The organism is Dyadobacter endophyticus (assembly GCF_014641595.1).
GTDB classification, from domain to species: Bacteria; Bacteroidota; Bacteroidia; order Cytophagales; family Spirosomataceae; genus Dyadobacter; species Dyadobacter endophyticus.
This window is the reverse complement of sequence record NZ_BMIA01000002.1, coordinates 838,937-858,575: the sequence shown is the minus strand read 5'-3', so window position 1 is coordinate 858,575 and position 19,639 is coordinate 838,937. Positions and strand designations below refer to the sequence as shown.

Below are 19,639 nucleotides of genomic sequence, written 5' to 3'. Positions count from 1 at the left end.
GAGCACAAAGGTATCAATCTACATCCATTTTTTAGTTCTGAAATAAAATATCATCCCTACCGTAACCGCCACCATCAGTCCCCATACGTAATAGTAGCCATAGGGTTCTTTCAACTCCGGCATAAACTCAAAATTCATACCGTAAACACCCACGATAAACGTCAGAGGCATAAAAACCGCCGAAAAGATCGTCAGCGTTTTCATGACCTGGTTCATCCGGTTGCTGATCGTCGATAAATGTACGTCCACAAGGCTGGCCACCAGCTCGCGGTAGGAGTCGATGGTGTCGAGCACCTGCATAATGTGGTCGTAAAGGTCGCGGTAATAGGGAATTACATCCCGGCTGATCTGCATATTGTCCTCGCGTATCAGCTGATTGATCATGTCGCGTAATGGCCAGATCTGTCTCCGTGCCAATGTTAATTCGCGTTTCAATGCGTACATGTCTTTGAGCGAAAGCTCCTGCACGCCGCGGATCACCTGGTCTTCGGTGGCATCGAGTGCGTCGCCGAGTTTTTCCAGTACAATGAAATAGTTATCCACCACGACGTCCAGCAATGCAAAAAGCAGGTAGTCAGGCCCGTTACGACGGGTTTTACCTACGGATGCTTCCAGACGGCTTTCAACTGTGGTAAAAATATCGGAAGTGAGCTCCTCCTGGAACGAGAGTACATAATTTTTACCCAATACAAAACTCACATGCTCGGAGGAAATGCTGATGGGCGATTCCGAATCGACGTGAAGCATTTTCAAGGTCAGAAACAAATGCCCCGAGTCGTATAATTCCAGTTTCGGCTTGTGTTCGGTGTTAACGACGTCTTCCAGCAGCAGCGGGTGCAAATGGTAGAATTTGCCCAGTTTTTCGATGAGGGGAGTTTCGTGGATGCCATCTACGTTCAGCCAGGTAGTGAAGCTCTCGCCGTGTTCTGCGGCCCTGCATTCATCCAGCGACTTCACCGTATCTTCCTTGTACATATGCTCGTCATACCTGATCCTGCGGATTTTGGTCTTTAACCCAATCTCCGGACCAATATAAGTAAGCGTGCCGGGCGAGGTGAGCAGGCCGCGTTTACGATACTTTTTGGATTTTCTGGCGCCGCCGTTCCTGGCGCTTCCGGCAGGCTTGCCGCTTTCTGTCCCGTTCAAATCATTTGTTATTTGAGGTGAAACACCAGCAAAGGTACGTGTGTGTCGACAACGAGCTTACGCGTAATGCTCGGATTGATCAGATATTCTTCAATAAATGATCGCTCACGGGTCGACATGATCAGGAGATCGGCCTGTACCTCGTCGCAATAGGCTTCTATGCCGTCGAGCACGTGTTTCGCTTCCCTGATCACGATCTGGCCGTCGCGGATCGTGAAATGCGATTTGATGTCGGCAATATACTGGTTATCAGGCTGAATATCCGGCTGTGCATCGGAGTTGATTTTCAGCAAAGTGAGGTCGGCACCGAGATGGTTCATCAACACGAAAACCTCCCGCAGGATATTGTTCTCTTCGTATTCGAATTGCGTGGCATACACCACTTTCTTAAATCTCGCCGGCTCGGCCTGAGGCGGTACTACCAGCACCGGACAGGGTGAGTTGAGGGCAATATGCGTCGCCGAACTGCCGATCAGCTTGTCCAGGAAACCTCCGGTACCGGTCCGCCCGATCACGATCATATCCGGCACATGGTCGTCGATAGCCTCTTCAATGGCCGATTGCACGCTGCCGATCGCCCATATCGCTTTCGCATGATAGCCTTCCGCGACGAGTTTTGCAGCGTATTCGTCGAGCCTTTTGTGAAATTCTTCTTCCAGTTCGGTGGCCATTGCCATGAAATCCGCTCCGCCGATGCCAGGCATTACATTCCCCGGGGTAACATTTACGTCGGCAATATAGGGTTGATAGGCGTGGAGGACCAGCAGCTCCGTCACGTCTTTTTCGGCAATCAGTTTTGCCGCTGCTAGTGCGCGCTCGGCATTTTCTGAAAAATCTACGGCAATCAGGATACTTCTCATGTCTGGCAGAATTATGTTTTGGGTATGGAATTTCCGAACATATCGATTTTAGTAACCGGAATCAAGGACTTTGGTCATCTTTTGGTCGGGGCGGAGTCCGGACGGAGTTCCCGGCGATATTCTGGTAAAGATTTAATGCCGGGGTAATCTTGAAGGTTTCAAATTTTGTGCCAAATTGGGTAAAAATTGATCTTCAAAGTCTGCCGGTACGTCGTCGCGGTGCTGGTATTTTGTATTTGTCCAATACTTTTCCGAGCTTACCGCAAACAGTTGTTTATTTTATAAATCCTCTTCTGTTTAGTACAATATTTCATTTTTATATTTCAAAACATTCTAATAATTCTGTGTTTTGGATTAAATGCATTGGAGGGTATGGTCGTGCTTAATTTGATTTTTTATAAGTTTACCGTTACAAACTAATTTAGAATACCAAATTCCCTGTATGAAGAGCAAGATTACCATTATCAATATCGTGCTGGTTACCATTGCCGCGATAGCCTCCGTTTTAAGTGCTTATGATATCCTGCCGTTGTCTGATAGTGTGCTCATAAGCCTGCGCTGGCTGGCGCTGGCGAGCCTGATCGTGTACGCGATCCTGAAAAGGAACCTCACCACTTCGATCCTGATATCCATGCTCGTCGGAACGGAAATCGGCTACGATTTCCCGAAAATGGGCACCGAGCTGCACTTCCTGCGGCAGATATTCCTTCAAATGATTAAAACGGTGATCGCACCGTTGCTTTTTGCGACGCTCGTAACCGGTATCGCCGGCCATTCCGACCTGAAACAGGTAGGCCGGATGGGCTGGAAATCGCTGTTGTATTTTGAAGTCGTCACGACATTTGCGCTGGTCATCGGGCTGGTATTTGCCAACTGGTTCAAGCCGGGCGTAGGTATAATACCCCCTGAAAGCCTGAATGCGACTTTGCCCAAAGTAAACCAGCAAACCTGGCAGGAAATCGTGTTGCATTCGTTCCCGGAAAACGTCGCCAAATCGATTTACCACGGCGAGGTGTTGCAAATCGTCGTTTTCAGCGTGCTTTTTGGCATTAGCCTTGCATTGCTGCCTTCGGTGAAGAAAGAGAAATTCGTGCACGGGGTAGAGCTGCTGGCCGAGGTCATGTTCAAATTTACCAAGATCATCATGTACTTCGCACCGATCGGGGTGGGAGCGGCCATTGCCGAAACGGTAGGCCACATGGGTATCGACGTTTTGAAAAACCTCGCATTGCTCCTGGCGACATTATATTGTGCGCTGATCGTCTTCATCCTCATCGTATTCGTACCGATCGCGATGATCGCCAGGATCCCGGTCATCAAATTCGCCAAAGTCATTTTCGAACCGGTTTCCATTGCATTTGCCACCACAAGTTCCGAATCCGCATTGCCCAAAGCCATGGAGAAAATGGAGAAATTCGGTGTGCCCAGGCAGATCGTATCTTTTGTAATGCCAACGGGTTATAGTTTCAATCTCGACGGTTCAACATTATATCTGGCCCTGGCAACGGTGTTCGTAGCGCAGGCAACCGGTACTGAAATGTCGATCGGGCAGCAGTTTACGATGGTATTGTTGTTAATGCTTACCAGCAAAGGCGTAGCCGGCATACCGAGGGCCACTTTGGTGATATTATTGGGCGCGATCGCTAACTTTGGGATGCCCGAATGGCCTGTATTGCTGATCATGGGGATCGATGAACTGATGGATATGGCCCGTACGTCGGTGAATGTGACCGGAAACTGTCTGGCAACAGCCGTTATCGCCCGTTGGGAAGGCGAGCTCGATGATCAGAAAATGCACGATTCGGACAAGGTTGTGGAAGAAGCCGAAGCGACCGAAGTTTAACATCACGTCATTTTCAGAGTAAATTTTTATGTTGACCCTTTACGGAATCCCGAATTGCGATACCATTAAAAAAGCCCGCACCTGGCTCGACAAAAACAAGGTGGCCTACCAGTTTTACGATTACCGAAAAGACGGCATCAGTCCGGAAAAAGTAAGCAGCTGGTTCAGTGAATTTCCCTGGGACAAGGTTTTAAACAAAGCTTCGACCACCTGGAAAGAGCTCAGCGACGAAGAAAAAGCAAAAGTGATCGACGCGAAAACTGCCGCAAAATTGCTCTCATCGAACCCCACGGCCATTAAACGGCCGGTAATTGAGGACGAAAACGGCAAAGCGCTGACGCTCGGTTATTCCGAAAAAATCTACGAAGAAACCTACCTTAAATAGGTTTTACACATACGATCACGACTTTCGATTGATCGGCAAGGGTGGTGGCGAACAGATAATGATCGCCACCATCTTTGAGTTTCCACTTCTTCCTCAATTCTTCGGGTTTTGCGGGAAAATTGCGGGCGGTAATGTTTGCCTTATCGCCGGGTATATGCTGTGAAATCTCCCGGATATCAGGTTTACAAACAGCTACGATCCTGAAACTGCGCCCCGGGAAGTCATTCACATATTCTTCCGAGGTATAAAGCTGGCTATGCATGGCCAACTTTTGCACATTGAACCGCGTACAAAGCGTCTTGAATGCGCCTGCTTTCAGCACAGCGGCGTGAGGTTCATATAAGTAGCCGAGCGGTTTGGCATAACTGACTACCGCCGAACGCTCTTCCTCCCGGTCGAAATCCAGCTCGTGAATGGGCTGCCCGGCTGCATCGATCATGCGGACTTTGATTTTAAAATCCTGCTCCGGCATTTCGCGGTCGAGTACGAAGAGCAGCTCTTTGCATTCCTGTTCGTAACCTATCACATGCACTTCTTTGAGTTTTTGCAGTTCCTTCGAAGCGAGGTCGATGTCGAGCAGAGGAGAGGTTTTGATTAAAATATGGGGAGCTGCATTTAACAGCAATGCTGCATTTCCGGCAACATCGGGCGTGCAATCGGCGAGGCGCACTACCTTTTCTTTGTTGGCATCGCGGCGGGCAGGATCAGCGTAAAGCCAGTCGGCGTTCAGGCCATCGTGCAACGCATGCAGCGACTCGCCCGCGTGTACATGTATACGTGTCGCGCCCAGTTGCGTGAAGTTGTATGCGGCAGTGGACGCCACTTCGGGTTGTTGTTCAAAATAATGGGTATCTGTGAAGCTGCGGCTCATGTAGTAGCAATCGATGCCCATGCCGCCGGTAATATCGATCAGCCTATCGCCGGAAACAATACTGGCCTTGTAATGCGCCGTCGCCTCCGACGAGCATTGTTCCACCGACAGGGCAGGCGGGAAGATCAGCTTTTCATTGGTCGACCATTCGGGAAGTTTTTTGAGAGCTTTCTGCCGCGACTGGATCTGTGCCGCCAGCTTCTTCACATCCAATCCTTTGAACTTGCCGGCTTTCAAGATTAGTTCGCCGACGTTATCATGCAAATGTCCGTGGATGAATGCGATCTCTTCCACTGTTAGTCCCTCCTGTACTTCGCCTTCTGTGGCCATTCCTTGCCCGTTACTCATTTGTTCAACTAGTTCGAAGTCCGAAAGTACATCTTTTTATCCATCGACAGCAATACCGGCGCTTTGCGGGCAGGATTTGAAATATTATTAGATTGATAACAATTGCTGATCTTCTGCTATCGATTGATTATCAATAAAATGGCCTTCAAGTGTCCGTAATACAGTTTCTATGCAAGTAGGACTAACCAAATGAAAATTATAACTTGGCAGCCAAATCCTAAATATCCCTGTTAAAACCTTTATTTATCATGAGAATTAAGACCTTTGAAGAGTATAAGGTTGCTTACCAACAAAGTGTAGACGATCCCGAAGGTTTCTGGGCGGAAGTGGCCCAACAATTTCAATGGCGTAAACCGTGGAAGAAAGTGCTAAGCTGGGACTTTCAGGAAGCGCGTACCAAATGGTTTGAAGGCGGGGTGATGAATATCACCGAAAATGCCCTCGACCGTCACCTTGCCGAACGCGGCGATCAGCCTGCGATTATCTGGGAACCCAATAATCCCGAAGATCAGGCAGTGACTTTAACCTACCATGTTTTATTTGACCAGGTTTGCCGCTTTGCCAATGTGCTCAAAAAGCATGGGGTTAAAAAGGGTGACCGGGTTTGTATATATCTGCCGATGGTGCCCGAGCTGACTATCGCCGTGCTGGCCTGCGCACGTATCGGGGCGGTGCATTCGGTTGTTTTTGGTGGTTTTTCTGCCAAATCCATAGCCGACCGTATCAACGACGCCGAGTGCTCGATGGTGATCACCTCCGACGGCGCATTCCGTGGCTCGAAAGTGATCCCGATGAAGGACACCGTGGACGAAGCATTGGTACAGTGCTCGACAGTGGAAAAAGTGATCGTACTTACCCGCACGCGCACGCCGGTGCATATGCTCAAAGGCCGCGACCTGTGGTGGGAAGACGAAGTGAAACAAGTAAACTCCGTGTGCCCGGCAGAGCCGATGGATGCAGAGGATATGCTTTTCATTCTGTATACTTCCGGGTCGACAGGCAAGCCGAAAGGTGTGGTGCATACCTGCGGCGGCTACATGATCTACGCCACCTACACGTTCGCGAATGTATTCCAATACGAGCCGGGCGAAGTGCATTTCTGTACTGCCGATATCGGTTGGATTACCGGCCACAGCTACATCGTATATGGTCCGCTGTGCTACGGTGCCACTTCGCTGGTGTTCGAAGGCGTTCCTACTTACCCGGATGCAAGCCGTTTCTGGAAAATCGTTGAAAGACATAAAGTTAATATCCTTTACACAGCGCCAACCGCCATTCGCTCGCTGATGGGCTTTGGCCTGGACTATGTAAAAGGACATGATTTTTCTTCGCTCAAAAAGCTGGGCTCCGTGGGAGAACCGATCAACGAAGAGGCATGGCACTGGTACAAAACCAACATCGGCGGCGATCATTGCCCGCTGGTGGACACCTGGTGGCAGACGGAAAACGGTGGTATTATGATTTCCCCGCTCGCGGGCATTACTCCGGAAAAACCCACGTTTGCGACATTACCATTGCCGGGAATCCAGCCTGTGCTGGTGGATGAAAGCGGCAAGGAAATTGAAGGAAACGGCGTAAGCGGTAACCTTTGCATTAAATTCCCGTGGCCAGGCATTATCCGCACCACCTACGGCGACCATGAGCGTTGTCGCCAAACGTATTTCTCGACCTATCCGGGCATGTATTTTACCGGCGATGGCTGCTTGCGCGACGAGGACGGTTACTACCGCATTACCGGTCGTGTCGACGATGTACTGAACGTATCGGGCCACCGGATCGGCACTGCAGAGGTGGAGAATGCGATCAATATGCACCTGGGTGTGGTGGAATCGGCAGTGGTCGGTTACCCGCACGACATTAAAGGGCAGGGCATTTATGCTTACGTGATCACGGAACACGCACCCCAGGATCCCGAAATGTTTAGAAAAGACATTTCAGCGACCGTTTCCCGCATTATCGGCCCGATCGCCAAGCCGGACAAGGTTCAATTCGTATCCGGTTTGCCAAAGACACGTTCAGGTAAGATCATGCGGAGGATTTTGAGGAAGATTTCGGAAGGTGATGTGAACAACCTGGGAGATACTTCGACATTGCTCGATCCTGCGGTTGTGGAAGAGATTAAGGCCGGTAAATTGTAAGATCAGAAAGTATTGAACATAAGTCAAAAGGCCCCGATCGGGGCCTTTTGCATTTTCTCAGAGCGAGAAATCTATTTGATCTTAACCGAACTCATTTTATCCGCGGCGCAGCCACACCCTTTGGCGCATCCGCCGCTATTCCGACGATCGAAAGCTTTCCAGATCCGCCAGCCCATGTAGCCCGCCGCGACCAAAAATAATACCCAAATAATGATTTGCTGCTCCATGAATCCCTAACGGCTTTTTATTGCCAATTGTTCCGCTGCGCCAGCCTGAATGCGTGCTGGTAGTGGTGCTCGCTGTGCCACGCATAATTGGCGATTACTTCGTCGAGGCGGAACGACTTTTGAGAGCCGGGATGGAAATACGTCCGTGCCAGGTCATTTTCATCCAGCGAGTTGAGCAGCAACACCCAGCGCAAATGCACATAGCGCAGCAATTGTAGCGACAATTCAACCTGCGCAGTTTTCGCATCCGGCAACTCGGCCCACAGCTGCTCCTCGTAGGGCTTGATCACCGGGTTATCCTCTGTCATTGCCAGTCGGCAACGGGTGTAGGCGTTGATATGGCTATCGGCCACGTGGTGGATAAGTTGGCGTACCGTCCAGCCATCGGGGCGGTACGGTGTATCCAGGCGATGATCATCCCAGCTGCCCAGCAGGTTGATGAACTTCGATGGCAATGCACTGATAATCTGAATATTCGATTTGATCTCGGAAGATGTGTAGCTTTCCTGGGCCTGGAATTGGCCTATGGGGTATTGGAGTTCGTTCAAGTTCATGGATGTGGTGGTAATTGAATGAGTGTATCGCGTTCAGAAATTTTCACTGATAACCTGCACGAGTTCGGGATGTGCACCGGGGGCGGCGGCGATGATGTCGCCTCCAAAAAGGTAGTTATCGCCGCCATTAAAGTCCGTTACAATGCCGCCTGCTTCTTTGATGAGCAGCGTGCCCGCTGCCATGTCCCAGGAATTGAGGTTGTATTCGTAGAAACCATCAAAACGGCCTGCCGCTACATAGGCCAGATCTACCGCTGCGGCGCCCATCCGGCGGATGCCGTGGGTTTTTTGCATCAGGAGTTCGAGGATATACATGTAGCGCTTTTGCTTTTCAAATTTGTAATAGGGAAAGCCGGTAGCAATGAGGCCGTCCTGCAATTTCGGGACAGATGAGACTCTGACATTTTTACCATTACACCACGCCCCTCCGCCTTGCCAGCCATAGAACATTTCGTTCAGGCTGGGTTCGTGGATAACGCCCACGAGCAGCTCTTTCCCGCGTGCGAGGCCTACGCTCACGCAATACACAGGAATACCGTGGATGAAATTGGTGGTGCCGTCGAGCGGATCGATGATCCAGTTTAATGCCTCGGGATCGGGTTCCTGGCCGGTGGTGCCTTCTTCCGTAATGAAACTGGCTTCCGGGAGGATTTCCTGCAAGCCAGTTACCAGCAACTTTTCAGCTTCCTTGTCCACGTAGGAAACCAGGTTATTGAGGTCTTTATACTCGATTTTATCGCGAGAAAAAAGGGCCGCTTCCCGCTGGATAAATGAGGATGCCTGCCTTACTATTTCAATGGTTTTTTGTGTCAGCAACTCCAGATCCATACGCAACTTCCTTTTGGGGGATTTTTGAAAGTGAATTGTTAATATAGTAAACCCTGATGATCAACGTCGCCAGGATGGGTATCAACACCAGGTTATGCTTTGCGAGATTACCCGTTGCGCAAAGTAACAGAAATGCATAAAAAATCAACAAATACTGAAACCAACCGGGTTTCCTGTTTTTCGAAAGAGAGAAAATCAGCGGCATCCACAGCGGAAATGCCCACAGGATATCGTAATTATAACCGGTAACTCCATGGTTTGTGCCGAACCACAACAGCAATATAATCCACCCGGCAAAACCGGCAATTCCAAAAAGTACCTTATCAAACACAAAATTGATGTTATTGGCCCTGATCTGCCAGTAGGTAAACGCCAGTGTAAGGATGGCAAGCGACCAGAAAACGAGAGTAGGGGTGAAAGGGCTGACGGGCGGCGGTGGGCTAGCGGTAAACAAGGGCCTCGTCGAGGATACAAGCGGCGCAGTGCCGGTAGCTGTTTTCACTTTGGCATCCGCAAATGCCGTGGCGAGGTTATCGGGCAGGAAAGTGGCCTGCTCAGGGGTGGCAATTTCGTCGGACGGTGCGCCTATCGCCAGGTCCATTCCAAAGTCGGCCCAAGGGTTTTGTTTGAATGCATACCGGTCTATCCACTGGCGGAAGCTCAGTTTTTCTTTGGTGTAACCATTGTAAATGAGGCTGTCGCCGACGGCTGCTTTCAATGCGACGGTCATGCGGGTGGCGCAATTGTCGTAGAAGAATTTGTATTGATATTCCCGGTTTTCGGGCAGATAGTTGTTTTCCAGGAAGTTGTAAAGTCTTTGTTTTTGAGGGATTGAAAGATTTAAGACCTGCTCGGAAACGGAGCGGTTTTCCTCCTGATAATGCGCGATCTGATAAGAAAGTGGCGACACGGAGACGCTGTAAGGCAATGTCCCTCTCAGGAATTTGATATAAAAATTGCCTTCCTCAAACCTGAATGTACCATAATTGAATGCCCGGTCGACGCCCGTCATAGGATCATACACCCAAAGCACGCTATGCCCAAAGCCGGAATAGAGCTCCGTCCCCGGGCCGATGGTAACCAGGCTGATCTTAGCCGAAGGGCTCAAAATGGTGAACTGCGCCCGAGAAACGAACGGAAAGGTCAGGAAGAAAAGGCACAAAAGCGTTGCGAGCCGCGGTAAATGCATGGTGTTATAGAAATGTTTAATCCTCATCTTCCTCATCGGATTTACGCTTTTCATCGGCTTTGCCAGCCACGACGATCACAATTTCTCCTTTTACAGTTTTCTCGCCGAAATGCGCGATGACCTCCGTAACAGTCCCGCGGACATTTTCTTCAAACATCTTGCTCAATTCCCTTGAAACGCAAACCTGCCTGTCGGCACCGAAATGCTCGGCGAATTGCTGTAATGCTTTTACCAACCGGTGCGGCGATTCGTAAAAAACCATTGTCCGCTCCTCATTGGCAAGGTTTTGGAGCCTTGTTTGTCTTCCTTTTTTATGCGGAAGAAAGCCTTCGAATGTAAAACGGTCGTTAGGCAGGCCTGAATTGACCAATGCGGGAACGAATGCGGTAGGCCCGGGCAAGCATTCCACGGGTACGCCCTCACGTATACACGCACGCACGAGCAGGAAGCCGGGGTCGGACACGGCGGGCGTACCGGCGTCGGACACCAGCGCCATCGTCTCACCCTTGCGGATGCGCTCCACCACACGGGCGACAGTCTGGTGCTCGTTGTGAATGTGATAGCTGTGTAAAGGCTTCGAGATGCCGAGATGTTTGAGCAGATTTCCGGATGTACGGGTATCTTCTGCCAGGACTACATCGACGCTCTTTAGCACGTTGATTGCCCTTAATGTAATGTCTTCGAGGTTGCCGATAGGCGTGGGTACTATATAGAGTTTCATGCGTTATAAATCCGGTCGATCGCCGCGGCCAGCTGATGGTCTTTTTCGGTTACGACGTCACCGGCATCGTGGGTATTCAATTCAAAACTGACCCTGTTGTACATATTCGTCCAGTAGGGATGGTGGTTCATCTCGTTCACAACATCGGCCACTTTGTTCATAAAGGCAAAAGCTGCACGGAAATCCTTGAACGAATAGCTTTTTTTAAGTTTGTTGTCCTCTTCCTTCCACATGGTTTCGGGTGTTTTGTTGTACTGTTTCCTGCCAAAATACTTATGCCATTCCATGCGGCATCCGTGTTTTGAAGGGAGATTTCCGGAAACGAATATAAGGTTAATCTGGCCGATTCCATACCGATCCAGTATATTTGAACTTTGGCCGGTTGTAAAAGCTTTAGAGTTTATAGATTCAATTAAGACAGCCTTCGAAACACGAGGCAACCATTATGAAAGTAGAACTAGTCCGCGTAGATGACGCCTTCCATTTCGAAGGCACCGGTTCCTCCGAAGTAAAAGTACATACCGACGGCTCGCCAGAGATCGGCGGCCAAAACCTCGGCGTGAGGCCGATGGAGTTATTGCTGATGGGCCTTGCAAGTTGCAGCGCCATCGATGTGGTGCTGATCCTCAAAAAGCAGCGCCAGGAAATTACAGACTTCCGCATCGTGGCCGACGGCGATCGCGAACAGGAACCCGACACCCAGCGCAAGCCATTCCGGAAAATACATTTGGCATTCAAATTTGCGGGTGTGAATCTCGACGAGGCCAAGATCCAGCGTGCGATCGGGCTTTCGATGGAGAAATACTGCTCGGCAACCGCTCAGCTGGAAGCGCTGGCAACCATTACTTACGACGTTGAAATCGCCTCAGTTTAAATAAATCATGCAACAATACCACGACCTGCTGCGCCACATCCTGAAAGAAGGCGTCAGAAAAGCCGACAGGACCGGCACCGGCACGATCAGCGTTTTTGGATACCAGATGCGTTTCGACCTCAAAAAGGGTTTCCCGCTGGTAACGACCAAAAAAGTGCACACCAAATCGATCATTTACGAGCTGTTGTGGTTTTTGCAGGGCGATACCAATATCGCTTATCTGAAAGAAAATGGCGTGTCGATCTGGGACGAATGGGCCGATGAAAACGGCGACCTCGGACCGGTATACGGCAAGCAATGGCGGAGCTGGGAAGGTGCGGACGGCCAATCGATCGACCAGCTGAAGGAAGTTTTGAAACAACTCAAAAATTCTCCGGATTCGCGCCGCATTATCGTTTCGGCCTGGAACCCGGCAGAGCTGCCGCAAATGAAGCTGCATCCGTGTCATGCGTTGTTTCAGTTTTACGTGGCGCCGCCCGATACCGAGGCAGGCGAAACGAAAGGTAAGCTTTCCTGCCAGCTCTACCAGCGCAGCGCGGACGTTTTCCTCGGCGTGCCATTCAATATTGCCAGCTATGCATTGCTAACGATGATGATCGCGCAGGAGTGCGACCTCGATCTGGGCGACTTCGTCTGGACCGGAGGCGACACCCACATTTATCTGAACCATTTGGAACAGGTAGAAACACAACTCAGCCGCGAGCCGCGCGAATTGCCGCAAATGATTTTGAACCCGGAAGTGAGGGATGTGCTGGACTTCAAATTTGAAGATTTCGAGCTGCGGAATTACAACCCATGGCCGGGTATTAAGGCCCCGGTAGCCGTGTAACCGTAGCCGGGCATGAGTATTCAATACATATTAGAGATCGTCGGGACGTTCGCATTCGCGATTTCCGGCGCATTGGCTGTGAAGGATCAGAAGCACCAGGATTGGTTCGGTGCGAGCTTCACAGCCTTTATTTCGTCCATTGGAGGTGGCACGCTCCGCGATGTGCTGCTGGGCAGTTACCCGCTGGTGTGGATCAACGATATTACCATCATCCATGCCATTATCCTAGGCATTCTTGTCACATTTATTTTCTATAAATTCCTGCTCAGGCTGCGCAAAACGCTGTTCCTCTTCGATACTTTCGGGATTGCGCTTTTTACTTTGGTAGGGACTGAAAAGGCGCTGCATTTGGGCGTCAGGCCGGAGATTGCCGTGATTATGGGCGTTTTTACGGCCACTATGGGCGGGGTGATCCGTGACGTGATGACGAACGAAATTCCTATTATTTACCGAAAGGAAGTATATGCAACCGCGTGCTTTACGGGCGCCTGCGTGTACCTGATCCTCGATAGTTTCGGCGTGGAACGGAATGTTACATTCATTTTATCGGCCATTGTGATTATCGTGCTGAGGATATTGGCCGTGCGTTACCAATGGAGCGTTCCGCGGTTTTTTAGGTAGAGAGGTGAGGTTGTATCAGATGTGATTAAGTGTCAGCGGAGTCGAAGGCGGTTCCAGCGACGGCCTTCGACTCCGCTGACAAACTTTTATTTCTTCTTCTTTTTAACGGTCGAAACAGCTTCTTTCACCGGTGCCGCTTTGGCCTGCATTTCGGCGATAGCTTTCTCCACTTGTGGTTTATAAAAGTTGTAAGCACCATCGGGTGCCGCTGCACCCACTGTCAATGCTTTTTGCGCCACGGGTATCGCTTCGGCGGTTTTGCCGAGTTTATTCAAAATCTGCGCTTTGGTCCACAATGCGCCGAATGATTCTTTCAGACCAATCGCCTTATCGGCCAGTGAAAGCGCTACCTGCAAATCTTTGCCTTTCGACAAAAGGTAACCTGCTGTGCTTTGCAATGTAGCCACGTCCTCGGGCTTTTCGGCTACGGCTTTGTTCAATGCCGTCAACGTAAGCGATTCTGTGCTTACCGCGAGGGGGACCGGCACGTTTACCGACGACCATGAAAGATTCAAAAACGCGGTGCTGTCTGTTACCGGTTCGATTTCGATTTTGAATGCCTCATTGTATTCGTTCGACGTAGGCACGACGGTCGTACGCGCAACGTCTTCCGATTCTTTATAGTTATCGCTACCACCCTGGTTGTAGTCTTTATTCAAAATAACAGTCCACGCGGCACCATTGGGAATCGAGAACAGTGCATACTTACCTGCCGGTACTTTTTTACCGCCAAATGTGAACTCGGTGCTGGACTCGAAGACGGTAGCCATATTGGCGCCGGTGCGCCAAAGCTGGTCATAAGGGGCCAAAGCCGATTCGTTGGCGAATACTTTACGGCCTTTGATGAACGGGCGCGAATATTTGACGGTGAAATCGGTTACACCAACGGTTTGCATGACAGTGGCTGCGGGGCTGGGCGCCGGCACGCGTTGTGCTAATGCGCTGGTCGCTAACAACGCAGCGAGGGACATGGATAATAGATACTTTTTCATTGTTTGAATAAGGTGGTTTATTGCTTTCAGTTGTTAAACTTGTGGTGAAATTAGAACGAAAAAACCAGATAGTCTAAATGAACAGGGACAGTTTGCTAGCATTGCTGGCATCGTACGAGCCGGAGCAGGGCTTAGAAGCTGAAATGCACAATGATACCGTCGATTTTGTAAAACAGCACCCCGAGTGTTTCGAACGATCCCTGCTGAAAGGCCATATTACAGCATCGGGCTGGGTGCTTTCACCGGGGAAAGATTCGGTACTGTTGATGCACCACCGCAAACTCGACCGCTGGTTCCAGCCGGGCGGCCATTGCGACGGCGACCCGGATGTGCGGGAAGTGGCGATGAAAGAAGTGATGGAAGAAACCGGTATCACCGACCTGCAAGCATTGAAAGACGGCATTTTCGATGTTGACGTGCATTTAATCCCCGTCAGCAAAGATATTCCCGAGCACTACCATTACGACATTCGCTTTGCTTTCAAAGCGGCGGAAGGGCAGGAAATTGTATTGAACAGTGAATCCAAAGACGTGCAATGGGTACCGGTCTCCAAAGTACAGCATTCCAACGACTCCGAGTCCATTATGCGGATGGTAAGGAAAACTAGCGCTTTATAAACTTCAACGTCCTTTCCTGGTTATCAACTTTGACGCGGACCAGGTAAAGGCCTGACGCGAGCTGACCGGTAGCGATGGTGTGTTTGGCAGCAAGTCGTGCCGCAGCCGAATGCACCGTTGCGCCGCTTGCCGCAAACAGGCTTACATTGGCCATTTTACCGATCAGCGTTTGCGGGACCGTAAGCGTCACCTCATCCTGCGCCGGGTTGGGTGAAAGAACGACGGAGCTCAGCAATTCTCCTTCGGTCCCGAGCGGTGCGAATTCGTTCTGCGCGATTTCCTGTGCTTTAACCAGGTTCGGAACGCCATAGCCCAGCAAATTGTCGGGCGTAGCAGCCAGGTGACCCGATTTTTTCAATACATAAATAACCTGCTGCGCCGTCAGGTTCGGAAATGCTTGCCAGAGGATGGCGGCTACACCGGCGATTTGCGGAGCGGAAAATGAAGTACCGTAGCCGCTCGAAGTGCCGCCGTTGAGATCACCGACGACGGTTCCTGCGCCCACGGCGGAGACGTCCGGTTTGCGGACACCCGCGGAGTTGGGCCCTATGGAACTCAATGAGGCGTAGCTACGGTCGTAATTGGTAGCGCCGACGGTCAACACCGAATCCACATCTGCCGGAGCGCCTATGTATTTCCAGCTGTTACTTCCATCGTTACCTGCAGAATTTACAACCAATATGCCCTTGCGCGTGGCGTAACGCGCGGCGCGGCTTACGATGGTGGTCTTGCCGTCCATGTCCTTGTACGTGTGGTTGTACGCGGGCGAGTCGAATTCGTCATCGAAAGTCGTGTAGCCTAGCGAGGAGTTGATAACATCTGCGCCGAGGCTGTCGGCGCGTTCGGCGGCCATGAGCCAGGTGATTTCTTCGTAGGGCGATTCGCCGAAGTTGTTTTCAGTGACATATAATGCAAATGAGGCTTTGAATGCAGTACCGACCAGAGTGCCGGGTTGGTAAGCGGCGATCGTCGACATGACATTCAGGCCGTGGAAGCCGTCGTTGTAAATATTACCGTCGCGGGCGACAAAGTCGTGCGTATCGATGAGGCGCTTTTCGTCACGCAATTGTTTGAAATAGGCCACTTCATCGCCCCTGGCGAAACCATTGTCCAGAATGGCAATAAGCATGTTTTCACCCTGGAAACCTTTTTTGTGCAAATCGGCTACTTCCATTAATGCAAGCTGAGCATTCATTTTTCCGTAGTCGATGTCTTCGGTCGTGCCTAGTTTTCGGTTGGTGGCTGCCGTGCGGGCAATGCCGGGAGATTTCGAAGTAATATTGGCAACCGGCAGGTTCAGTTCGATGCCTTTGTAAAACGGCAGGGCCTTGATCTGCGTAAGTTGTGCGTCGGAAGCTTCCACCAACGCCCCATTGAACCAGCGGGTAGGGTAGATAACTTTCGCGCCGATTTGGCGGATCGCAAACAGGTAGCCTGCATTGACCGGGAAATCGTTTGTCGTAACAGGGATATTTTGCTTTTTACGACGGTCGACGGCCCTTTGAGAGAGAAATTCAGTGGGTTTGTCTACACGATATGTACTGTTCGTTTTGTCTTTAAACAGAACCAGATACCTCGGATTACTCTGTGCGAAAGCAGTTACCTGGGCAAGGACGAACGAGCATGCAGCAAGCAGTAAAGTTTTTTTCATGGACGAGTTTTTTGAAAGCAACGTTCATTGCTTCTTTTTCCATATACTTCTTTTGTAGCAAAAGTGTGGAGGAATATCCTGCGGCTAGGCTACTTTTTCGCCCGGTATATCGCGGCCGCCCAGGTGGTCGCATTCGAGCAATGCTTTAATGTCGGAGAAAGGCACCACGGTTTTGAGATAACCATAATTGTCGGCTAACGTAATGGTCCTGTTGTTATCCCCCATTGAAATATCAATATCCGCCATTCCGAATTGGCAGGGATGCTCGTAGCCCGCAGCGTGGGTAATTTCGATGATCTCCTTCGCCAGCGTCTTCATATAATTGTTGAACCGCTCGCTTTTCAATGCAGGGTCGATGCCCGATTCCAGCCATTTGTTATTGGTAGCAATGCCGGTAGGGCAACGGTTGGTGTGGCACGATTGTGCCTGAATGCAGCCGATTGAAAGCATTGCCTCGCGCGCAACGTTGATCACGTCCGCCCCCATCGCAAATGCCATGACAGCTTGCGCGGGCAATCCCAGTTTGCCGGAAGCGATGAATGTGATCTTGTCGTTCAGATTATGCTTCTGGAATATTTTGTAAACCGTACTGAATGCGAATACCAGCGGCAACGAAACGTGGTCTGCAAATGACGGAGGCGCAGCGCCGGTACCGCCCTCGCCGCCATCGATGGTAATGAAGTCAGGCCCTTTGCCGGTCTCGACCATCAGGTCGGCGAGCTCTTCCCACATTTCCGTTTTCCCGACAGCCGATTTAATACCCACCGGAAGTCCGGTAGCGGCAGCCATTTGCTCAATAAAATCGACCATACCGCGAACATCCGAAAATGCGCTGTGGTAGGGAGGAGAAACGACGTCCTTTCCGATGGGTACGCCACGAATTTCGGCGATTTCCGCGGTAATCTTGCTCGCTGGCAGCACGCCGCCCTTGCCGGGTTTTGCACCCTGCGAAAGTTTCAGTTCGATCATTCGGACCGTCGGGTTGTTCTGCATCAGCTTTACGAGCTTTTCCATCACAAAATTCCCTTCGTCGTCGCGCACGCCGAAATAGGAGGTACCCATATTGAAAACCACGTCGGCGCCATATTTGTGGTACGGCGAGAGGCCGCCTTCGCCGGTATTATGGTAGTTACCGAATTTGAAAGAACCCTTATTCAAAGACTCGATCGCGCGGGCGGACAATGATCCGTAACTCATCGCGCTCACATTCACGACTGAGCGGGGCCGGTACGGACGCTTGCGACCGTGATATGCGCCGATAACTTTAGCGCTCGGAATGGTGTAATGATGCGGATCGTTCCCGTTTTTGACGTGATGGCTGTGCGTGGAATCCACCCGGTAAGGCAGCATTGCGGGCTTGATAAATACATAGCCCGCTTCCTGGATATTCTGGTCGGTGCCGAAGCCCTGATAGTTGTTCTCTTTTTTGGAAGAAGCGTAGATCCAGGAGCGCTGCCGGCGGTTGAACGGCAACTCCTCCCGGTTGTTGGCTACAATATACTGGCGCAATTCCGGCCCGATCGTTTCGATCATGTACCGGAAATGACCTACCAATGGAAAGTTATGCTGAATGGTGTGTTTTCGCTGCAAAACATCCCGCAGGGCAATAATGATAGCGATGGCCAGAATGATGTAAAGCCAAACAGGCACCGATGCCAGGAACGACCAGACAGTTTCCATAAACAATTCTGAAATGGTGAATAATCTAAACTTCTTCCCAGGTGGTAACCTTCGCTAGGTCGTTCCAGTATCCGGGGTAAGATTTAACGACCACGCCGGGCTCTTCGATCAGAATCGGGCTCACCATACCTACGGGCGCGAACGCCATCGCCATACGGTGGTCGTCGTAAGTGTGGATGGACGGCACGGGATCGGTAGGAACGTCGGTAAGGGTCGTTACTTCGTACAAATGGTCTTTTTCTACCTCATTCAGTTCTGCGCCCAGCTTTTTAAGCTCTTGCTGCAATGCGAAAATGCGGTCAGTTTCTTTGATTTTAAGACTTTCAACGCCGGTCAGCGAAAGACGGATCTTCTTGATAGCACAAATAACGGCCACGGTTTGAGCCAGGTCGGGGCAGTTGGTGAAATCCCAGCCTAATGAAGCTTTCGGAGGGATTTTGGTCAAACGCACACCACGATCGGTGAATACGCTTTCCACGCCGAGGTGACGCATAATGTCGACAATGGCACTATCGCCTTGCAATGAGTTTTTCTTCAATCCCAACAATTCCACTTCCGCGTCGTTGGCCAATGCCACAATGCTGTACCAATAGCTCGCACCCGACCAGTCGGATTCGATGGCGTAAGGTTTAGGCTGGTATTTGAATGCAGGAATCGTCAAAACATTATGCTGCCAGTCGGCGATGTATTCGATTCCGAAATGCGCCATCTGGTTCAAAGTCATTTCAATGTAAGGACGCGAGCCTACTTCCCCTTCGAGTCTGATCTTCAAACCACTCGGAAGCTGGGGCGCGATCATCAGCAATGCTGAAATGTACTGGCTGCTCACGTCACCGCGCATGGTCAGTTCATTGTTTCCCGAATAATTAAAGCCATTCAGTTGGAGCGGCGGGTAGCCCTCTACTTTTTCGTATGTAATATCCGCCCCGAGCTTGCGCAGCGCGTCCACCAGGATCCCGATCGGGCGCTCGCACATGCGGGGCGTGCCGGTCATGGTTTTTTTCTGGTTGGTTACCGCGAAGTATGCCGTCAGAAAGCGCATCGTTGTTCCCGCGTCGATCACGTCCGCCACAGCGTCGTTGGAATTGAGCAGGCGGAGCATGGTTTGCGAGTCGCGGGCTTCCGAAATGTTGGTCAGCTCGGACTGAAATCCGGTGAGCGCATTGATGATCAGCGCGCGGTTACATTCACTTTTGGATGCGGCAAGCTGTATTTCTGCAACTATGGGTTGTTGGGGGGGATGAACGAGAATGGATTTCACTTTT

The 19,639-nt window shown here is 50.7% G+C and carries 20 protein-coding genes; 7 read left to right on the top strand and 13 right to left on the bottom strand.

Going from position 1 to position 19,639, the window contains the following annotated elements; translation table 11 throughout:
- Positions 1-18: 18 nt before the first annotated feature.
- Both corA and IEY24_RS15825 read right to left on the bottom strand, forming a co-directional pair.
- Positions 19-1,146, bottom strand: a complete 1,128-nt coding sequence (corA, locus tag IEY24_RS15830) for a magnesium/cobalt transporter CorA (protein ID WP_188933763.1) — start codon at positions 1,144-1,146, stop codon at positions 19-21.
- An 8-nt stretch (positions 1,147-1,154) separates the two neighbouring features.
- Complete coding sequence (locus IEY24_RS15825; RefSeq protein WP_188933761.1) at positions 1,155-2,006, bottom strand: universal stress protein; 852 nt, start codon at positions 2,004-2,006, stop codon at positions 1,155-1,157.
- Between the two features lie 442 nt (positions 2,007-2,448).
- Here IEY24_RS15825 and IEY24_RS15820 point away from each other — a divergent pair, with 442 nt between their 5' ends.
- Together IEY24_RS15820 and IEY24_RS15815 are read left to right on the top strand one after the other, a co-directional pair.
- A complete protein-coding gene (locus IEY24_RS15820) occupies positions 2,449-3,849 on the top strand; it encodes a dicarboxylate/amino acid:cation symporter (protein WP_188933759.1) in 1,401 nt (466 codons plus the stop codon).
- Between the two features lie 28 nt (positions 3,850-3,877).
- Positions 3,878-4,234, top strand: a complete 357-nt coding sequence (locus tag IEY24_RS15815) for an ArsC family reductase (RefSeq protein ID WP_188933757.1) — start codon at positions 3,878-3,880, stop codon at positions 4,232-4,234.
- On the opposite strand, the gene IEY24_RS15810 is transcribed toward IEY24_RS15815, so the two are convergent.
- A complete protein-coding gene (locus tag IEY24_RS15810; RefSeq protein ID WP_188933755.1) occupies positions 4,227-5,453 on the bottom strand; it encodes a THUMP-like domain-containing protein in 1,227 nt (408 codons plus the stop codon). The genes IEY24_RS15815 and IEY24_RS15810 overlap by 8 nt on opposite strands.
- Before the next feature lie 248 nt (positions 5,454-5,701).
- Here IEY24_RS15810 and acs point away from each other — a divergent pair, with 248 nt between their 5' ends.
- Complete coding sequence (gene acs, locus IEY24_RS15805) at positions 5,702-7,591, top strand: acetate--CoA ligase (protein ID WP_188933753.1); 1,890 nt, start codon at positions 5,702-5,704, stop codon at positions 7,589-7,591.
- Positions 7,592-7,662: 71 nt separating this feature from the next.
- Here acs and IEY24_RS15800 read toward each other — a convergent pair whose 3' ends face one another.
- The 6 genes from IEY24_RS15800 to IEY24_RS15775 are packed head-to-tail and all read right to left on the bottom strand — an operon-like array spanning position 7,663 to position 11,343.
- Positions 7,663-7,818, bottom strand: coding sequence for a FeoB-associated Cys-rich membrane protein (locus IEY24_RS15800; RefSeq protein WP_188933751.1), 156 nt, complete (start codon positions 7,816-7,818; stop codon positions 7,663-7,665).
- 17 nt (positions 7,819-7,835) lie between these two features.
- Positions 7,836-8,372, bottom strand: a complete 537-nt coding sequence (locus IEY24_RS15795) for a YfiT family bacillithiol transferase (RefSeq protein WP_188933749.1) — start codon at positions 8,370-8,372, stop codon at positions 7,836-7,838.
- Positions 8,373-8,405: 33 nt separating this feature from the next.
- On the bottom strand, positions 8,406-9,200 hold the full coding sequence (locus IEY24_RS15790) for an inositol monophosphatase family protein (RefSeq protein WP_188933747.1): 795 nt from the start codon (positions 9,198-9,200) through the stop codon (positions 8,406-8,408).
- A complete protein-coding gene (locus IEY24_RS15785; RefSeq protein WP_188933745.1) occupies positions 9,166-10,416 on the bottom strand; it encodes a lipoprotein N-acyltransferase Lnb domain-containing protein in 1,251 nt (416 codons plus the stop codon). Before IEY24_RS15785 ends, IEY24_RS15790 begins: the two co-directional genes overlap by 35 nt.
- Positions 10,406-11,110 (bottom strand): 16S rRNA (cytidine(1402)-2'-O)-methyltransferase, encoded by a 705-nt coding sequence (rsmI, locus tag IEY24_RS15780; RefSeq protein WP_188933743.1) that lies wholly within the window; start codon positions 11,108-11,110, stop codon positions 10,406-10,408. Before rsmI ends, IEY24_RS15785 begins: the two co-directional genes overlap by 11 nt.
- Positions 11,107-11,343, bottom strand: coding sequence for a 4a-hydroxytetrahydrobiopterin dehydratase (locus tag IEY24_RS15775; protein WP_188935200.1), 237 nt, complete (start codon positions 11,341-11,343; stop codon positions 11,107-11,109). The genes rsmI and IEY24_RS15775 overlap by 4 nt, the downstream gene beginning before the upstream one ends.
- A 212-nt stretch (positions 11,344-11,555) precedes the next feature.
- Here IEY24_RS15775 and IEY24_RS15770 point away from each other — a divergent pair, with 212 nt between their 5' ends.
- From IEY24_RS15770 to IEY24_RS15760, 3 genes are read left to right on the top strand one after another with little or no spacing between them, the layout of a single operon-like run.
- On the top strand, positions 11,556-11,984 hold the full coding sequence (locus tag IEY24_RS15770; protein ID WP_188933741.1) for an OsmC family protein: 429 nt from the start codon (positions 11,556-11,558) through the stop codon (positions 11,982-11,984).
- Between the two features lie 7 nt (positions 11,985-11,991).
- A complete protein-coding gene (locus IEY24_RS15765) occupies positions 11,992-12,813 on the top strand; it encodes a thymidylate synthase (protein WP_188933739.1) in 822 nt (273 codons plus the stop codon).
- A 12-nt stretch (positions 12,814-12,825) separates the two neighbouring features.
- Positions 12,826-13,434: a trimeric intracellular cation channel family protein gene (locus IEY24_RS15760; RefSeq protein WP_188933737.1), complete on the top strand. Its 609-nt coding sequence runs from the start codon at positions 12,826-12,828 to the stop codon at positions 13,432-13,434.
- A gap of 86 nt (positions 13,435-13,520) precedes the next feature.
- Here the strand turns inward: IEY24_RS15760 and IEY24_RS15755 are convergent, their stop codons facing one another.
- A complete protein-coding gene (locus tag IEY24_RS15755) occupies positions 13,521-14,426 on the bottom strand; it encodes a DUF2911 domain-containing protein (protein WP_188933735.1) in 906 nt (301 codons plus the stop codon).
- A gap of 77 nt (positions 14,427-14,503) precedes the next feature.
- Between IEY24_RS15755 and IEY24_RS15750 the strand changes: the two genes are divergently transcribed.
- A complete protein-coding gene (locus IEY24_RS15750; RefSeq protein ID WP_188933733.1) occupies positions 14,504-15,043 on the top strand; it encodes an NUDIX hydrolase in 540 nt (179 codons plus the stop codon).
- Here IEY24_RS15750 and IEY24_RS15745 read toward each other — a convergent pair.
- The 3 genes from IEY24_RS15745 to IEY24_RS15735 form a co-directional block, all read right to left on the bottom strand.
- Positions 15,030-16,694, bottom strand: coding sequence for a S8 family peptidase (locus tag IEY24_RS15745; RefSeq protein WP_188933731.1), 1,665 nt, complete (start codon positions 16,692-16,694; stop codon positions 15,030-15,032). The genes IEY24_RS15750 and IEY24_RS15745 overlap by 14 nt on opposite strands.
- Positions 16,695-16,778: 84 nt before the next feature.
- Entirely contained in the window at positions 16,779-18,374 is a 1,596-nt protein-coding gene (locus IEY24_RS15740; RefSeq protein ID WP_188933729.1) for an FMN-binding glutamate synthase family protein, read from the bottom strand.
- A gap of 25 nt (positions 18,375-18,399) precedes the next feature.
- On the bottom strand, positions 18,400-19,635 hold the full coding sequence (locus tag IEY24_RS15735) for a 3-phosphoshikimate 1-carboxyvinyltransferase (RefSeq protein ID WP_188933727.1): 1,236 nt from the start codon (positions 19,633-19,635) through the stop codon (positions 18,400-18,402).
- Positions 19,636-19,639: the final 4 nt, after the last annotated feature.

Excerpts from the sequence above, each read along its gene's own strand:
- IEY24_RS15825 (WP_188933761.1), bottom strand. The coding sequence starts at position 2,006 with ATGAGAAGTATCCTGATTGCCGTAGATTTTTCAGAAAATGCCGAGCGC.
- IEY24_RS15820 (WP_188933759.1), top strand. The coding sequence starts at position 2,449 with ATGAAGAGCAAGATTACCATTATCAATATCGTGCTGGTTACCATTGCC.
- IEY24_RS15815 (WP_188933757.1), top strand. The coding sequence starts at position 3,878 with ATGTTGACCCTTTACGGAATCCCGAATTGCGATACCATTAAAAAAGCC.
- IEY24_RS15810 (WP_188933755.1), bottom strand. The coding sequence starts at position 5,453 with ATGAGTAACGGGCAAGGAATGGCCACAGAAGGCGAAGTACAGGAGGGA.
- acs (WP_188933753.1), top strand. The coding sequence starts at position 5,702 with ATGAGAATTAAGACCTTTGAAGAGTATAAGGTTGCTTACCAACAAAGT.
- IEY24_RS15800 (WP_188933751.1), bottom strand. The coding sequence starts at position 7,818 with ATGGAGCAGCAAATCATTATTTGGGTATTATTTTTGGTCGCGGCGGGC.
- IEY24_RS15795 (WP_188933749.1), bottom strand. The coding sequence starts at position 8,372 with ATGAACTTGAACGAACTCCAATACCCCATAGGCCAATTCCAGGCCCAG.
- IEY24_RS15790 (WP_188933747.1), bottom strand. The coding sequence starts at position 9,200 with ATGGATCTGGAGTTGCTGACACAAAAAACCATTGAAATAGTAAGGCAG.
- IEY24_RS15785 (WP_188933745.1), bottom strand. The coding sequence starts at position 10,416 with ATGAGGATTAAACATTTCTATAACACCATGCATTTACCGCGGCTCGCA.
- rsmI (WP_188933743.1), bottom strand. The coding sequence starts at position 11,110 with ATGAAACTCTATATAGTACCCACGCCTATCGGCAACCTCGAAGACATT.
- IEY24_RS15775 (WP_188935200.1), bottom strand. The coding sequence starts at position 11,343 with ATGTGGAAGGAAGAGGACAACAAACTTAAAAAAAGCTATTCGTTCAAG.
- IEY24_RS15770 (WP_188933741.1), top strand. The coding sequence starts at position 11,556 with ATGAAAGTAGAACTAGTCCGCGTAGATGACGCCTTCCATTTCGAAGGC.
- IEY24_RS15765 (WP_188933739.1), top strand. The coding sequence starts at position 11,992 with ATGCAACAATACCACGACCTGCTGCGCCACATCCTGAAAGAAGGCGTC.
- IEY24_RS15760 (WP_188933737.1), top strand. The coding sequence starts at position 12,826 with ATGAGTATTCAATACATATTAGAGATCGTCGGGACGTTCGCATTCGCG.
- IEY24_RS15755 (WP_188933735.1), bottom strand. The coding sequence starts at position 14,426 with ATGAAAAAGTATCTATTATCCATGTCCCTCGCTGCGTTGTTAGCGACC.
- IEY24_RS15750 (WP_188933733.1), top strand. The coding sequence starts at position 14,504 with ATGAACAGGGACAGTTTGCTAGCATTGCTGGCATCGTACGAGCCGGAG.
- IEY24_RS15745 (WP_188933731.1), bottom strand. The coding sequence starts at position 16,694 with ATGAAAAAAACTTTACTGCTTGCTGCATGCTCGTTCGTCCTTGCCCAG.
- IEY24_RS15740 (WP_188933729.1), bottom strand. The coding sequence starts at position 18,374 with ATGGAAACTGTCTGGTCGTTCCTGGCATCGGTGCCTGTTTGGCTTTAC.